Genomic DNA, 14,398 nt, shown 5'->3' on the forward strand with positions numbered 1-14,398 from the left:
AGCCGGCGGCGACGGGATCGGTGGCATCGGCGGCAACCAGCAGCGCCGGACGGTCGCCGCGCCGCACGCCGCGCTCGAAACCGCGCGGAATCTCGACGCCGAACAAGACCTTGCCGGATTTCAGGAGATTGTCGAAAGTATCGACGTCGTGCACTTCCTGGGTGAAACGGAAATAGGATGTATTTTCCAACGCCTTGAGAATCGAGCGCGCAAGATCGCTATCCTCCTGCATCAGGACAGCGGTCGGCAGATGACGCGGCGTGGTGTTGATGGCGTAGCCGAACAACAGAAGCTGCATCACCGGAATCATCACGATCATCGCGAACGAGACGCGGTCGCGCCGGAGCTGGATGAACTCTTTCACCAGCATGGCGTAGCTGCGCCGCCAGAAACCGAACGGCATCTCCCTTTCGGCGGGGCGGTCGTCCGCGGCGCTCATTGGAAATTGTCCTTCGAGCGGCTCATCAGTTCGATGAACACGTCTTCCAGCGACGGCTCGCTCTGCTGCCAATGCAGATCGCTGCGGTTGCGAAACGGCGCGATCGTCGCCTCGAGCGCCGCCTTGTCGCGGCCCGAGACATGCAGGCTGGTGCCGAACGGCGCGGCCATGTCGATTCCCGGCTTGCCTGCCAGTTCGACTGACAACTCGTTGATGTCGCCGCCCGCGACCGTGTAGGTGGTCAGCGCCGACTTTGCGATAACGTCGTCCACGGTGCCGTGCACCAGCAGGTGACCGTAGGCGATGTAGGCGATCTCATGACAGCGTTCAGCCTCGTCCATGTAGTGCGTCGAGACCAGCACCGTCAGGCCATCAGCGGCCAGCGCATGAATCTCGTTCCAGAATTCGCGTCGCGCCTTGGGATCAACGCCGGCGGTCGGCTCGTCGAGGAGCAGAAGTTGCGGGTTCGGCAGCGTGCAGGCGCCGAGCGCGAGACGCTGCTTCCAGCCGCCGGACAATTCGCCGGCCAACTGCTCCTCGCGGCCATTGAGACCGAGCCGCTTGATCATGGCCGCCGCCGCGCGCGGCGCATTCCGCATGCCATAGAGCCGTGCGACAAATTCCAGATTCTCGCGTACCGACAGGTCCTGATAAAGACTGAAACGCTGGGTCATATAGCCGACCCGCCGCTTGATCTTGTCGGCGTCGCGCCGGATGTCATAGCCGAGGCAGGTGCCCTCGCCGCTGTCCGGCGTCAGCAGTCCGCAAAGCATGCGGATGGTGGTGGTCTTGCCGGAGCCGTTGGGACCGAGGAAGCCGTAGATCATCCCACGCTTCACCGTCATGGACAGATCGTGCACGACTTCGCGACCCTTGAACGACTTGGACAGGCCGGAAACCTCGATCGCGATGTCGGATGCTTTCATGGCTGCCTGGCTCACAACGCGGCCCTCAGTGTGTCGTCGCGGCGTCGAGTTGAACGGTGATCGGCTGCCCCACCCGAAGATTGTCCGGCCTGTTGGGCCGCGCCTGAATCAGGAACACCAGCTTGTTGCGCTCCTCGAGGCTGTAAATCACCGGCGGCGTGTATTCGGCCTGAGTGGCGATGAAATAAATCTTGGCCGCCAGATCGGACGCACAGTTGTCGCAGGTGATGCGGACGTCCTGCCCGATCTTGAGTTTCGGCAAATCGGGTTCCGATACAAAAAAACGAATCTTCATGTTACCCGGCGGCATGATCGACAGCACCGGCCGCTGCGCCGGCACCATTTCGCCCTCGCGAAAATAGATCTGCTGGATGGTCCCTGCGACCGGCGCAAAACCCTTGCGACGCGACAGCCGCGTTTCCGAGGTGTTGACCCGCGCTTCGGCAACACGCAGCGTCGAAACGGCGGAATCCAGAGTCGCCTGAGTGCCCGCCCCGGTTTTCCTCAGCGAGGCCGCGCGGTCATAAGTCTGCTGCGCATTCGCCAGCGTCGCCTTGTTTTGATTGAGATCGGCCTGCTGCAGGTCGTCGTCGACCGAATAGAGAAGTGTGCCGACCTCGACAGCATCGCCCTCGCGCACGTTCAGTCTGGTGACACGGCCGCTCTCGTCGGGACTGACAAAAATCATGTCGGCCTCAACCCAGCCCTGATAACCCGGCGGTGACTTCGGACCGCAGCCGGCAGCGAGAACCGTCAACGCCAATACGGCGCCGGCACGCACGATGACGCCCAGCGTGGTCATGAAACCCTCCGTTCGCCAAAGATCAGATCAAGATGAACCTTCAGCATTGCCACGGCATCGAGCGGCGCATGCCGGCCGAACAGGCCATGCCACATCACGGCGACCAGGGCGGGCGCAACGACGATCTGGGGGAAGTCGGCAAGGCGCGCGTTGCTGATCTCTCCGCGCGCGATACCGCTCTCGATCAGCTTGCGCATGGCCGCGAGGCCGCGCGAAACGACTTCACGAAAATAGAAATCGGCGAGCGACGGAAAGCGTGCGCCCTCCGCGACGATCAGGCGAACGATATCGCCGCGCTTGGTCTCGGCGATCTCACGCACAAAAGTCTCGGCGAAGCGTTCGAGGATATCGCGCACCGATCCACCGGCGGCGGGCGCGGCTGCCAGGTTTCCGATCAGCGGTACAAGCGCCGTTCTCACCAGCTCCTGAAACAGCGCCTCCTTGTCCTTGAAGTGCAGATAGATCGTGCCTTTGGCGACTCCGGCGCGTCTGGCGACGTCGTCCAGGCGGGTCGCGGCAAAGCCACGCGCGGTGAATTCATCGAGACCCGCCGTGATGATCGCCTCCCGCCGTTGCGCCGCCCGCTCTGCCCGGTTCGGAGGCTTCGCCGGCCTGCCGGTCTGTGCGGATGTCGCGCCACCCGCCGAGCCTGCAACCGCCCGAGTATTGGCGGAGCTTGCAGTTGCGATTTTTCGTGATTTTGCTTTCGCGGTTTTCATGAAACAAATATGACTGACTAGTCAGTCAAATTCAATATATGGCTCTGACGCGAGCGGTCAATCCGTCGTGATGTAATCTATACATCTGAATTATATGATGAATTTACCAAGCGCGACGCACGCGACCTGGGCGAACAGTCTGACTGAATCACCCCATTCAGACCTATCTGGTGTGGATCGTAGCCTGCCGCCACGCGTCCGCGCCCTCTTCAGAGTTCGCTGCGATCAGCCGCGCTGCATCGCGGCCAGCGCCTGGGGCGTATCGATGTCCAGAAATGCGCCCTGATCTTCGACGGCGACCTCCGCCACCACCTCGGTATGCCGCGTGATGAGATTGCGCCCTCCGACGTCGCCTTCGAGCGACATCAGTTCGCCGAAAAATCGCCGCGACCACAACACCGGATTGCCGCGGGCGCCTCCGCTGACGGGGACCGCGATCAGCATGCCGCGATCGGGAGCAAAAGCCGCGATCAGCCGATCGAGGATATGCGCATCGATCAGAGGCATGTCGCCGAGGCAGATCAGCGCGCCGCCCGCCTCTTTCGGAACCACGCCGATGCCGGCCTTGAGCGAACTGGCAAGGCCGGTGGGAAAATCCGGATTGTACACGAACGTGACGTTCAGCCCGCGCAACGCGCGCTCCACCTCCGCGGCCTGATAGCCGGTGACGACAGTCACGCTCGATACTTTCGACGCCAGCACCTGCTCCGCCACGACGCGAACCAGCGGCTTGCCATGGAACTCCGCCAGCAGCTTGTTATGGCCGCCCATGCGGGTCGAACGCCCGGCCGCGAGGATCACCGCCGCGATATTGTTGTTGCTGTCGGTCGCCGGCGAAATACGCGGTTGCGGGCGCGTCACGATTTCCATCAGCAGACCGCCGACCCCCATCGCGGTCAGGTCGCGGCGGGCGACCTTCAATCCGGCGAGCAGGCGCATCAGCACCCAATCGAACCCGTTCTCGACAGGAGACCGCGCACAGCCCGGAGCACCCAGAACCGGCACGCCGCGCGCTTTTCCGATCAGAAGCAGGTTTCCGGGATCGACCGGCATGCCAAAGTGCTCGACCACGCCACCCGCGCCGGTCAGAGCCGCGGGAATGACATCGCGACGATCGGCGATGGCGGACGCGCCGAACACGATAACCAGCTCGGCGCCGAGATCGAGCATCTCCTTGATCGCGGCCGACAGCACGGCCTGATCGTGCGGCACCCGCCGTTCGGCGATCATCGTTGCGCCGGCGGGCGCAAGACGGTCGGCGGTCACGCGCAACGTCTTGTCGATCACCTTCGGCGCCAGCCCGGGAAGGATGGTGGAAACGACGCCGACCCGTTTGATGCGGTAAGGCGCAACGCGCAAAACGTCGCGGCGCGCCGCCGCAACCGCCGCATCGCGCAGTTCCGCCTCGACGCCGAACGGAATCAGCTTGACGGTGGCGATCATCTCGCCCTGGACCACCGGCTTGTAGGCCGGGAGCGTCGCAAAGGTGATGGCTTCGTCGACATTGTTGATGCGGTTGACCGCCGCCCGATCGATCACCAATACGCCGGCCCGCGCCGCGAACAGATTGGCGCGGCCGGTGAAGGCCCGCTCGACGGTGACACCCTCGCCGGCGACGGCCTTGGCGACATCCGACGCGGCCTCGTCCTCGGACACGTCGCCGTCCTCGAGGCGAACGACGACCACCTCTTTCACGCCCGCCCTGTTCAGAGCCTCGACCTCCACCGGCCCGATGGTGGTGCCCTTCTTGAGCACGAACGCGCCCTGACGCAGGGTATGAACGGTGACGCCGCCGATCGCATCGTCCGGGGTAGCTGGACCAAATTTCATGCCGCACTCGCTTTCGGCAGCCGCAGCTCCGCCGTGATTTCCGCCATGATGGCCAAGGCGATCTCGGAAGGCGAGATGGCGCCAATCTCCAGTCCGATCGGCGCATGGACGCGCGCGATGTCGGCCTCGGAAGCGCCCAGCGCCTTCAGGCGCTCGGCGCGCCTGGCGTGGGTTTTCAAGGATCCCAAGGCCCCGATGTAAAAACAATCACGCTCAAGGGCATGCAGCAACGCCGGATCGTCGATTTTGGGATCGTGGGTGACCGCGACGAAAGCGGTATAGTGATCGATATCGAGCGGCGGCAGTGCAACGTCCGGCCATTCGGCGATCAGCGGCACGTTTGGAAACCGCTCAGGACTGGCAAATGCCGAGCGCGGATCGACCACGGTGACGTCATAGCCGAGCGACCGCGCGAGAGGAGCCAGCGCCTGGCTGATGTGGACCGCGCCGACGATCACGAGCCTCGCCGTCGGCGCATAGACGTTCAGAAACAGCTTTCGGCCGCCGATTTCGACCGTTCCGCTCTTGCCCATGCGCAGGTGTCTGTCCAGCTCCACATGCAGGGGGTCGCCGGCGAGATCGGCAGCCTTGACGATACGTTGTTCGCCATTACCGATATCAGTCACCACGATCACCGGCCGCCGCGCGGCCCGCTCCCTGTTGATCTCTGCAAGCGTGGCAGGTTTCATTTCACGGTCAGCCGACTTTCTCGACAAAGACACGGATGGTGCCGCCGCAAGACAGTCCGACCTTCCAGGCCGCGTCGTCAGCCACGCCGAACTCGAGCATCCTGGGCGTGCCGCTGGAGATCACGTCCAGCGCCTCGGCCACCACGGCGCCTTCGACGCATCCGCCGGAGACCGAGCCGAGAAACGTGCCATCGTCGTTGACGACAAGGCTCGAACCGGCGGGACGCGGGGCCGACCCCCAGGTTTCGACCACCGTCGCGAGCGCGACGCCGTGACCGGCTTTCTGCCAGTCCTCGGCCGCCTTCAAAATATCCTCGTCGCGATCGAGCATGGCGGACTTACTCTGTTCAAGCTGTATGGCGGTGGAGATCGCGGCGACGCGATACGGGCGCCGGGGACAGCGCGGCCATCAGCCCCTTGATAGACGACAAATTATGCACCGGACGAAATTCGTCAACGTGCGGCAGCATCAATTTAATTCCTTGTGCCTTCGGTTCAAAGCCATCATAGCGCAATAGCGGATTAAGCCAGATCAGCCGCCGGCAGGAGCGGTGCAGCCGATCCATCTCGAACGCCAGCCCGGAGTCGGCCTCACGCTCCAGCCCGTCGGTGATCAACAGCACGATCGCGCCCTGCGCCAGCACGCGTCGGCCCCACAGCTTGTTGAAATTATGCAGCGAGGTCGCGATCCGCGTTCCGCCGGCCCAGTCCTCGACCGCGGATGAGCAGGCGGCCAGCGCCTCGTCCGGGTCCCGCGCCCGTAGCGCGCGGGTGACGTTGGTCAGCCGCGTCCCGAACAGAAAGACCGAGACGCGCTTGCGCGCATCGGTGACGGCGTGGAGGAAATGCAGGAACAGCCGGGTATATTCGCTCATGGAGCCGGAAATATCCAGGAGCGCCACGATCGGAGCCGGCTTGTCGACCGGACCCAGGCGATGAATATCGACGATATCGCCGCCGGTGCGAAGGCTGCCGCGCAGCGTCCGCCGCAGGTCGAGCCGCAGCCCGCGATGATCGGGCCGGGTGCGCCGGGTGCGAAGCTCGGCCTGCGGCAGCCTCATCTTCGCGATGACCTGCGTGACTTCGGCGATCTCAGCCGCGCTCATCTGGGCAAAGTCTCTCGTCTGCAGCACCTCGCGGTCGGAGACGGAGAGCCGGACCTCCCGCTCCTCCGACACCTCGCCCTCGCCCGCGATCGCCGGCTGCGCCAGCGCCTCGTGAACGCGCCGCGCGGCAGGCGGCGGTGGCTTCTTAGCCTGAACCGGCAGCGGGATCGAATCCAGCATGCTCTTCCATTCCTCGGCAGCGCGAAAGAACAGATCGAAGACCTGGGCAAAGATCAGCGCATGATCGCGGCGCGTCACGAAAACCGATCCGAGCGTTGTGAAGACGTCCGCACGCTTTCCGATCTCGATCAGGCGCAAGGCGTTCAGCGCGTCGATCACCGCGCCCGGCCCGACCGGAAGGCCAGCAGCGCGCAGCATGCGCGCAAAGCCGACGACATTGTCTGCGATCTGTCCGGTCGGCGGATCGAGATGATTGACAGCCATACCCTATACCCCGGTTGTCATTCCGGGGCGCGCGGCTGAGCGCACACCCGGAAATAACGCCCTACTCGCTGCTCGCTTCCTTCAACACCTTCTGCAGGCTATCGTCCTGCATCCGGCCGATATCGTCCTGGTATTTCAGGAGCGCGCCAATGGTGTCGCCGACAACCTGAGACGTCAGCGAACGCGCGTCGAGTTCGGTCAGCGCCGTCGCCCAGTCGATGGTCTCGGCAACGCCCGGATTCTTGTAGAGATCCTGATTGCGCAGCGCCTGCACAAAATCGACCACCTGCTGCGACAACTTCGCGGAAATGCCTGGTACTCGCGATTTGACGATCGCAAGCTCCCGCTCGGCCGAGGGATAATCGATCCAGTGATAGAGGCACCGCCGCTTCAACGCATCATGAATTTCGCGGGTCCGGTTTGAGGTCACGATGACGACAGGCGGCGTCAGCGCCTTGACCGTGCCGAATTCGGGGATCGTCACCTGGAAGTCGCTGAGGATTTCCAAAAGATAGGCCTCGAAAGCCTCGTCGGCGCGATCAAGCTCGTCGACCAGCAGCACCGGTGGACCGGCCACGTCCGGCTCCAGCGACTGAAGCAGCGGACGCTTGATCAGATATCGTTCGGCAAAAATATCGCTGGACAACTGCTCGCGATCGGCATCGCCGGCTGCTTCGGCGAGCCGGATCGCGATCATTTGCGCGGCGCTGTTCCACTCGTAGACGGCGGACGCGATATCGAGCCCCTCGTAGCATTGCAGCCGGATCAGCTTGCGTCCCAATGCGGCCGACAGCACTTTCGCGATCTCGGTCTTGCCGACGCCGGCCTCACCTTCGAGAAACAGCGGCCGCCCCATGCGCAGCGAAAGAAATACCACCGTCGCCAGCGATCGCTCGGTGAAATAGCGATGCTTCGCCAGCATATCGAGCGTCGCGTCGACGGACGAAGGCAATGCTGATGTCGTCATCATGATGAAATCCGACCGGATACGGCAAGCATCCGCATGTCATGCCCTGCCGTTCGCGGCATCGACGGCGCGCCGCGCCAGCACACCGATCAGATGCGCGCGATAGTCCGCGCTGCCATGCAGGTCGCTGTTGAGGCCCGAGGCCGGCACCGACAACCCTTCGAGCGCCTTCGACTTGAAGCTCTTCTTCAAGGCATCTTCAAATGACGTTACGCGGAAGACACCGTCTTCGCCGGCACCTGTGACCGCGACGCGCACATCCGATGGCCGCCGGGCGACGAAGACGCCGACCAGCGCGTAGCGCGAAGCCTGGTTGCGGAATTTCTGATAGGCTGCCTTCTTCGGCAGCGGAAACATCACCCGAGTGATGATCTCGTCGCTCTCCAGCGCGGTGGAAAACATTCCCTGGAAAAACTCCTCCGCCTTCAGCCGGCGCTTGTTGGTGACGATGGTGGCGTCGAGCGCCAGACAGGCCGCCGGATAATCGGCGGTCGGATCGTTGTTGGCGATCGAGCCGCCGATGGTGCCCTTGTGGCGCACGGCCGGATCGCCGATCAGCGCGGCGAGTTCGGCCAGCGCCGGGATCGCCTCACCCACGACCGGCGAACTGGCGACGTCGGCGTGCTTCGCGGTCGCGCCGATCACGAGCGAGCGGCCCTTCATCTCGATGCCGTCGAGGCCTTCGATGTGGGAGAGATCGATCAGATGCGCCGGGCTCGCGAGCCGCTGCTTCATCACCGGCAGCAGCGTGTGACCGCCGGCGATCAGCTTGGCGTCTTCGTTCCTGACCAGCAGGTTGGCGGCCTGCCGCACGGTCGCCGGTCGATGATATTTGAACGCGTACATGGCTCAGGTCCTCGGCTTCATCGCGCCGTGTCGTGACGCCGGGCTCATGCAGGATCCGATTTCGCCATCGCCATGGCTCCGGCCGCGATCGATTCGACGATGTTCTGATAGCCGGTGCAGCGGCAGAGATTGCCCTCCAGTTCGTCGCGAATGGTGTGATGGTCCAGCTCATGACCCTTGCGATGAACCATATCGATCGCGGTCATGATCATGCCCGGGGTGCAGAAGCCGCATTGCAAACCATGATGTTCGCGAAAGGCCTCCTGCATCGGATGCAACGGCGCGCCGTCAGCGGCGAGACCCTCGATCGTCGTGACCTCGTGCCCGTCCGCCATGACCGCCAGCAGGGTGCAGGACTTCACGGCCTTGCCGTCGAGATGCACGACACAGGCGCCGCATTGCGAGGTGTCGCATCCGACATGGGTGCCGGTCAGGCGCAGGTTTTCGCGCAGGAACTGCACGAGCAGCGTGCGCGGGTCGATATTGGCGGCCGTCGGTTTGCCGTTCACGATCAGCGAAATCTTGGCCATCGGCGCTCTCTTCGAATCCGGTGCCGCACATCCGAACGGTCGTTCGCAAGGTCGCGTATGATATGGGCCATCCCGATAATGGGCAACCTCGCGGGTGGTCCGCAGCCAGCCATGAACATGCGAACGTTCAGGGTCCCTGACCCGCCTTTATCCCTGAACAGCTTTGGCGAAGTTCGCGAAAAATTCGTCGGCGAGCTTCTTGGCCGTACCGCCGATCAGCCGCTGACCCAATTGCGCCAGCTTGCCGCCGGTCTGCGCTTCCACATCGTATTTGAGCAGGGTGCCGCCGTCCTGATCAATCAGCACCACCGTCGCCTCGCCCTTGGCAAAACCGGCGACGCCGCCCTCACCTTCGCCCGAAATCCTGTACCCGTTCGGCGGGTCGAGATCGCTGAGCGTGATCTTGCCCTTGAAGCGGGCGGATACCGGGCCGATCTTCATCCTGGCGACGGCCTGGAATTCGTTCGCCTCGGTCCGGGTCAATTCCTCACAGCCGGGAATGCAGGCTTTCAGAACTTCGGGATCGTTGAGCCTGGCCCAGACCGCTTCGCGGGACGCCGGAAGCTGAACCTCGCCGTTCATCGTCATCGCCATGCGCTGCCTCCTCGCTCCGCGCGACGCCCTGTTCGAGGGCGCGCCCTTTCAGGTAAGCAAGGACGTTCATAAAGGAAAGAGGATCGCCGCCGAAGACGCCGTGCGAACAGCGCGACGTGATTTTCGATGGTGAAACAGATCGCATCAAACTAAAACGGTCGAACGTTGCGGGAGGACATACAATGCCCATGATCGATGCCGACGGCTGCCTGTTGAATGTCTCCGTCGAGGGACGCGACGGCGGCCCGACCTTGATGCTGTCGCATGCGCTCGGCTGCACGATGCAGATGTGGGAACCGCAGATCGCGCCATTATCGAAATTATTTCGCATCGTCCGCTATGACCGGCGCGGCCATGGCAAGTCCGGCGTGCCGCCCGGTCCCTACTCGATGGAGCGATTCGGCCGCGACGTGCTGGCGATTCTGGACGATCTCAACATCGCCAAGACCCACTGGTGCGGATTGTCCATGGGCGGCATGGTCGGGCAATGGCTCGGAGCCAACGCGCCGGAGCGTTTCGACCGCATCGTTCTCGCCAACACCGGTTGCTATTATCCCGACCCGACCAACTGGCACGCCCGCATCAAGGCGGTCAGGGACGGCGGCCTCAAAGCAATCGCCGACACCGTGATCAGCGGCTGGCTGACGGCGGATTTTCGCGAGCGCGAGCCGCACGCCGCGGCGAAACTAAAAGCCATGCTGAGCGCGTCACCACCGGAGGGCTACATCGCCTGCTGCGAGGCACTGAGCACGCTCGATCAGCGCGCGCTGCTGCCGCGGATCAAAAGCCCGACGCTTGTCATCGCCGGGCGGCACGACAAGTCGACGCCCATCGCTGGTGCGGAATACATCCGCAGCCAGATTCCCGACGCCAGCATGACCATCCTCGACGCCGCGCACATCTCCAATGTCGAACAATCGCACGCCTTCACCGAGGCCGTGGCCGGATTTCTGATGCAACGGTAACGTAGCCCGGGCGCGATGCGGCATTCACATTCTTATGCCGCTTTGCAGAACCGCAATGCGATCGTTCAGGAACCGCTGCTGCCGAAAGGGTAGATGTCCGGCTGCGGAGGCCATTGCCGCATCGGCGCTGGATCGCGCTGGAACGGCTGCTCGATCGCCATCAGGATCGCACCACCGACCAGCAGCAGCAGTTCGGTCGCGTGCAGGCGCAGCGCCGCCATCTCGCCGACCCGTGACGCCATCACCATGCTGCCGAATGTGATAAGGCTGCCGATACCGAGCGCCAGCGCCAGCGCCTCGTCGCAGCCGCCGGATTTCCGGACCGAGGCGCGCATCGTCATCACCAGAAACACCGCGAAGAACGCGACCACGGTGATCTTGCCGAGCGCAAGAAACCAGGCCATGCGCACCATGCTGACCGTCGTAAGATGCATGTGGTCGCTGAGAAAGAGCGCCACCGAGACGTTCGGAAGGTCATAGAGGCCGTACACCGGCGATACCATGATCTTGAACGCCACCATGGTCCATGCCGGAATGAAATAAAGCGCCAGCAATGCACCGTTGACCGTGCTGATCCGCCAGGAATTCGTCGCCATGCCGCCATCCCGCTTCTGCGTGGCCGCCGTTTTCTGTGGCGGCCTTTGGCGGCGAGGTAACGCCCGTAAACTCAGGCGGACAATTGAAACCCTTTATTTACCTTAATCGGCCGGTCGCCCCTGTGGACAACATGGCGGCCGCACCCGGGCACGTCACAATGCCGTTTCTGTGGGAACCGGAGACCTCGGGAACTCCCGGGTTGCCGGCCTCCCGGCCCTCTTTTTGCGGACCGGCCAACGGTCCTCCTGCTCCTGATCAGCTTGCCAGAGCCGCGCCCGCGAATCGTCGAGCCCCGGGAGGCGCGCGACGGAATGCAAGGCCGCCGTCCCAAATGGCCGCCTGTGGTTGCCGCACCCCGTTGCCACTGTTAGACATTGATTCAAGACGCGCCGGTCCGGCTGCCGGACCCCATCACCGCGTCCGATCTGGCCGCGCTCGGGGACACGCAACGGCAGCACATGGATTATTTCGCCCAGCAACTGATCAACGGCCTCGTGCTCGGCTCGATCTATGGCCTGATCGCGATCGGCTACACGATGGTCTACGGCATCGTCGGCATGATCAATTTCGCTCATGGCGACATCTTCATGATCGGCGGCTTCATCGCACTCATCACCTTTCTGATCCTGGTATCGATGGGCCTTTCCGCGGTGCCGCTGATCCTGCTCGTTGTGCTGCTGGTCTCGATGGCGGTCACCGCCGTTTACGGCTGGGTCGTGGAGCGCATCGCCTATAGGCCGCTGCGGCACTCGTTCCGCCTGGCGCCGTTGCTGTCGGCGATCGGCATGTCGTTCGTGCTGTCCAACTTTTCACAGGTCGCCCAGGGCGCGCAGGTCAAGCCGATACCGCCCCTCATCACCGGCGGCTACACGCTGCACGATTCCGGCAATTTCGCGGTGCAATTGTCCAACATCCAGATCGCGGTGGTGGTCACCACCGTCTTGCTGCTCGCGATCTTCAGCTACATCGTGTCGCGCACCCGCTTCGGCCGCGACATGCGCGCCTGCGAGCAGGATCAGACAATGGCGTCGCTGCTCGGCGTCGACGTCGACCGCACAATCTCGATGACCTTCGTGATCGGAGCGGCGCTCGCCGCCGTCGCCGGCATGATGTACCTGCTCTATTACGGCCTCGTCGATTTCTTCATGGGCTTTGTCGCGGGCATCAAGGCTTTCACCGCGGCGGTGCTCGGCGGCATCGGCTCGCTGCCGGGCGCAATGCTCGGCGGCCTGGCCATCGGCCTGATCGAGACATTCTGGTCGGCATACTTTTCCGTCGAATACAAGGACGTCGCCGCATTCTCGATTCTCATCGTCGTGCTGATCTTCATGCCGACCGGCCTGCTCGGCAGGCCCGAAGTCGAAAAAGTCTGACGGACCCGACGTGGCAACGCCAGCTTCGACACAACAACCCATGGCGCGCGATCCGGCCATCGTCTTCATCCTGAAGAAATCCGTCATCAGCGCTTTCGTGGCGTTGATCCTGTTTTCGCTGATGGTCGGCATCCGCACTTTTCCGGGCGAAACCGGGCAACTGACCTACACGACGCGCTTCGGCGAACTGGCCTCGATAGTCGCCATCGTCTTTGCCGGCAGCATCGTCCTCGAATTGCTTCGACGCTGGATCGGACCGGTCGGTGGCGTCGAACTGCCGGCACCCGTGCGCAATGTATTCTCGACGCTGGGCCGGTTGCTCGGACCCGCGCTTCTGGTCTTCGCGCTGTCAGTGCCGGTGATCTTCTACAATCAACGCTATCTGCTCGATCTCAGCATTCTGGTGCTGACCTACGTCATGCTCGGTTGGGGCCTCAATATCGTCGTCGGCCTCGCCGGCCTGCTCGATCTCGGATACGTCGCATTCTATGCGGTCGGCGCGTACTCCTACGCGCTGCTGGCGCAGAGCGGCCTCCCCTTGCCGTATTTCATCAGCACCTACCCGTTTGTCGCGGTCGATTTCCTGCAACTTGGCGCATGGGCATTCTGGGTGCTGTTACCGATTTCCGGGCTGCTCGCAGCGTGCTGGGGCGTGATGCTCGGTTTTCCGGTGCTGCGGCTGCGCGGCGACTATCTGGCCATCGTCACGCTCGCGTTCGGCGAGATCATCCGCCTCGTGATCATCAACTGGCAGGATCTCACCGGCGGACCGAACGGCATCGGCGGCATTCCCCGTCCGACGTTCTTCGGCGTTCCGCTGACGCCGGGCGAAAATGGCTTCGCGGCGCTGATCGGCGTGCCGTTTTCGCCGACGCATCGCCTCGTGTTCCTGTTCTACCTGATCCTGGCGCTTGCGCTGCTCACCAATTGGGTCACCATCCGTCTGCGGCGGCTGCCGATCGGCCGCGCCTGGGAAGCGATGCGCGAGGATGAAGTGGCCTGCCGGGCGCTCGGCATCAACATCACCACGACAAAGCTTTCAGCCTTCGCCATCGGCGCGATGTTCGGGGGATTCGCCGGCGCGTTCTTCGCGACCCGCCAGGGCTTCATCAGCCCGGAATCCTTTACCTTCCAGGAATCGGCCCTGGTGCTCGCAATCGTCGTGCTGGGCGGCATGGGCTCGCAGCTCGGCGTGGCGCTCGCCGCGATCGCAATGATCGGCGGATTTGAGCTGTTCCGCGGCCTCGATCAGTTCCGTATGCTGGTGTTCGGCGGCGTCATGGTGCTGCTGATGATCTGGCGGCCGCGCGGCCTGATCGGGCACCGCTCGCCGACCGTTTTTCTTGAGCACAACCGCACCATTTCGTCCGACCTCGTCAAGGAAGGTCACGGATGAACGGCGACGACATCCTCGCCGTCGAGCACCTGTCGATGCGCTTCGGCGGCATCGTCGCGGTCAATGACCTGTCTTTCTCCGCGCAGCGAAACAGGATCACCGCACTGATCGGACCGAATGGCGCAGGCAAGACCACCGTCTTCAACTGCATCACCGGATTCTACAGACCGAGCGG

16 protein-coding genes and 1 pseudogene are annotated in these 14,398 nt (G+C 63.4%); 4 read left to right on the forward strand and 13 right to left on the reverse strand.

Annotation, left to right across the window (positions count from 1 at the left end; all coding sequences use genetic code 11):
- The 12 genes and pseudogenes from BGN91_RS03725 to BGN91_RS03780 form a co-directional block, all read right to left on the reverse strand.
- Positions 1-439, reverse strand: a pseudogene (locus tag BGN91_RS03725) (ABC transporter permease); the annotation flags it as partial.
- Positions 436-1,365, reverse strand: coding sequence for an ABC transporter ATP-binding protein (locus BGN91_RS03730; RefSeq protein ID WP_292610643.1), 930 nt, complete (start codon positions 1,363-1,365; stop codon positions 436-438). The gene BGN91_RS03730 and the pseudogene BGN91_RS03725, both read right to left, overlap by 4 nt.
- Before the next feature lie 25 nt (positions 1,366-1,390).
- Positions 1,391-2,167 (reverse strand): efflux RND transporter periplasmic adaptor subunit, encoded by a 777-nt coding sequence (locus BGN91_RS03735; RefSeq protein WP_292610645.1) that lies wholly within the window; start codon positions 2,165-2,167, stop codon positions 1,391-1,393.
- Positions 2,164-2,886 (reverse strand): TetR/AcrR family transcriptional regulator, encoded by a 723-nt coding sequence (locus tag BGN91_RS03740; protein ID WP_292610647.1) that lies wholly within the window; start codon positions 2,884-2,886, stop codon positions 2,164-2,166. The genes BGN91_RS03735 and BGN91_RS03740 overlap by 4 nt, the downstream gene beginning before the upstream one ends.
- Before the next feature lie 225 nt (positions 2,887-3,111).
- The gene (locus BGN91_RS03745) at positions 3,112-4,716 is read right to left on the reverse strand and encodes a molybdopterin-binding/glycosyltransferase family 2 protein (protein WP_292610648.1); all 1,605 of its coding nucleotides are present in this window, start codon (positions 4,714-4,716) and stop codon (positions 3,112-3,114) included.
- Complete coding sequence (locus tag BGN91_RS03750) at positions 4,713-5,405, reverse strand: XdhC family protein (protein ID WP_292610650.1); 693 nt, start codon at positions 5,403-5,405, stop codon at positions 4,713-4,715. The genes BGN91_RS03745 and BGN91_RS03750 overlap by 4 nt, the downstream gene beginning before the upstream one ends.
- Before the next feature lie 7 nt (positions 5,406-5,412).
- Positions 5,413-5,736, reverse strand: a complete 324-nt coding sequence (locus tag BGN91_RS03755; protein ID WP_292610651.1) for an XdhC family protein — start codon at positions 5,734-5,736, stop codon at positions 5,413-5,415.
- A 16-nt stretch (positions 5,737-5,752) separates the two neighbouring features.
- The gene (locus BGN91_RS03760) at positions 5,753-6,955 is read right to left on the reverse strand and encodes a VWA domain-containing protein (RefSeq protein WP_292610652.1); all 1,203 of its coding nucleotides are present in this window, start codon (positions 6,953-6,955) and stop codon (positions 5,753-5,755) included.
- 61 nt (positions 6,956-7,016) lie between these two features.
- Entirely contained in the window at positions 7,017-7,922 is a 906-nt protein-coding gene (locus BGN91_RS03765) for a MoxR family ATPase (RefSeq protein WP_292610681.1), read from the reverse strand.
- Positions 7,923-7,961: 39 nt separating this feature from the next.
- Entirely contained in the window at positions 7,962-8,768 is an 807-nt protein-coding gene (locus BGN91_RS03770; protein WP_292610654.1) for a xanthine dehydrogenase family protein subunit M, read from the reverse strand.
- A 44-nt stretch (positions 8,769-8,812) separates the two neighbouring features.
- Entirely contained in the window at positions 8,813-9,298 is a 486-nt protein-coding gene (locus BGN91_RS03775) for a (2Fe-2S)-binding protein (RefSeq protein ID WP_292610656.1), read from the reverse strand.
- A gap of 147 nt (positions 9,299-9,445) precedes the next feature.
- A complete protein-coding gene (locus BGN91_RS03780) occupies positions 9,446-9,892 on the reverse strand; it encodes a carbon monoxide dehydrogenase subunit G (RefSeq protein ID WP_292610658.1) in 447 nt (148 codons plus the stop codon).
- Positions 9,893-10,074: 182 nt separating this feature from the next.
- Between BGN91_RS03780 and pcaD the strand changes: the two genes are divergently transcribed.
- Positions 10,075-10,857: a 3-oxoadipate enol-lactonase gene (gene pcaD / locus BGN91_RS03785; RefSeq protein WP_292610660.1), complete on the forward strand. Its 783-nt coding sequence runs from the start codon at positions 10,075-10,077 to the stop codon at positions 10,855-10,857.
- Positions 10,858-10,922: 65 nt separating this feature from the next.
- On the opposite strand, the gene BGN91_RS03790 is transcribed toward pcaD, so the two are convergent.
- Positions 10,923-11,453, reverse strand: a complete 531-nt coding sequence (locus BGN91_RS03790; RefSeq protein ID WP_292610662.1) for a hypothetical protein — start codon at positions 11,451-11,453, stop codon at positions 10,923-10,925.
- Between the two features lie 459 nt (positions 11,454-11,912).
- On the opposite strand from BGN91_RS03790, the gene BGN91_RS03795 reads away from it, so the two are divergent.
- The 3 genes from BGN91_RS03795 to BGN91_RS03805 all read left to right on the forward strand — a co-directional run.
- Positions 11,913-12,827, forward strand: coding sequence for a branched-chain amino acid ABC transporter permease LivH (locus tag BGN91_RS03795; protein WP_292610683.1), 915 nt, complete (start codon positions 11,913-11,915; stop codon positions 12,825-12,827).
- Positions 12,828-12,867: 40 nt separating this feature from the next.
- On the forward strand, positions 12,868-14,223 hold the full coding sequence (gene livM / locus BGN91_RS03800) for a high-affinity branched-chain amino acid ABC transporter permease LivM (protein ID WP_292610664.1): 1,356 nt from the start codon (positions 12,868-12,870) through the stop codon (positions 14,221-14,223).
- The coding region (locus BGN91_RS03805) for an ATP-binding cassette domain-containing protein (protein ID WP_292610685.1) at positions 14,220-14,398 on the forward strand (179 nt) is incomplete at its 3' end. The genes livM and BGN91_RS03805, both read left to right, overlap by 4 nt.

Source organism: Nitrobacter sp. 62-13 (assembly GCF_001896955.1).
Classification (GTDB): domain Bacteria; phylum Pseudomonadota; class Alphaproteobacteria; order Rhizobiales; family Xanthobacteraceae; genus Nitrobacter.

What these genes read in the sequence shown, in the direction of transcription:
- BGN91_RS03740 (WP_292610647.1), bottom strand. Translation starts at nt 2,886, where the DNA reads ATGAAAACCGCGAAAGCAAAATCACGAAAAATCGCAACTGCAAGCTCC.
- BGN91_RS03775 (WP_292610656.1), bottom strand. Translation starts at nt 9,298, where the DNA reads ATGGCCAAGATTTCGCTGATCGTGAACGGCAAACCGACGGCCGCCAAT.
- BGN91_RS03730 (WP_292610643.1), bottom strand. Translation starts at nt 1,365, where the DNA reads ATGAAAGCATCCGACATCGCGATCGAGGTTTCCGGCCTGTCCAAGTCG.
- BGN91_RS03795 (WP_292610683.1), top strand. Translation starts at nt 11,913, where the DNA reads ATGGATTATTTCGCCCAGCAACTGATCAACGGCCTCGTGCTCGGCTCG.
- BGN91_RS03745 (WP_292610648.1), bottom strand. Translation starts at nt 4,716, where the DNA reads ATGAAATTTGGTCCAGCTACCCCGGACGATGCGATCGGCGGCGTCACC.
- BGN91_RS03780 (WP_292610658.1), bottom strand. Translation starts at nt 9,892, where the DNA reads ATGGCGATGACGATGAACGGCGAGGTTCAGCTTCCGGCGTCCCGCGAA.
- BGN91_RS03755 (WP_292610651.1), bottom strand. Translation starts at nt 5,736, where the DNA reads ATGCTCGATCGCGACGAGGATATTTTGAAGGCGGCCGAGGACTGGCAG.
- BGN91_RS03735 (WP_292610645.1), bottom strand. Translation starts at nt 2,167, where the DNA reads ATGACCACGCTGGGCGTCATCGTGCGTGCCGGCGCCGTATTGGCGTTG.
- pcaD (WP_292610660.1), top strand. Translation starts at nt 10,075, where the DNA reads ATGCCCATGATCGATGCCGACGGCTGCCTGTTGAATGTCTCCGTCGAG.
- BGN91_RS03765 (WP_292610681.1), bottom strand. Translation starts at nt 7,922, where the DNA reads ATGACGACATCAGCATTGCCTTCGTCCGTCGACGCGACGCTCGATATG.
- BGN91_RS03760 (WP_292610652.1), bottom strand. Translation starts at nt 6,955, where the DNA reads ATGGCTGTCAATCATCTCGATCCGCCGACCGGACAGATCGCAGACAAT.
- livM (WP_292610664.1), top strand. Translation starts at nt 12,868, where the DNA reads ATGGCGCGCGATCCGGCCATCGTCTTCATCCTGAAGAAATCCGTCATC.
- BGN91_RS03750 (WP_292610650.1), bottom strand. Translation starts at nt 5,405, where the DNA reads ATGAAACCTGCCACGCTTGCAGAGATCAACAGGGAGCGGGCCGCGCGG.
- BGN91_RS03770 (WP_292610654.1), bottom strand. Translation starts at nt 8,768, where the DNA reads ATGTACGCGTTCAAATATCATCGACCGGCGACCGTGCGGCAGGCCGCC.
- BGN91_RS03790 (WP_292610662.1), bottom strand. Translation starts at nt 11,453, where the DNA reads ATGGCGACGAATTCCTGGCGGATCAGCACGGTCAACGGTGCATTGCTG.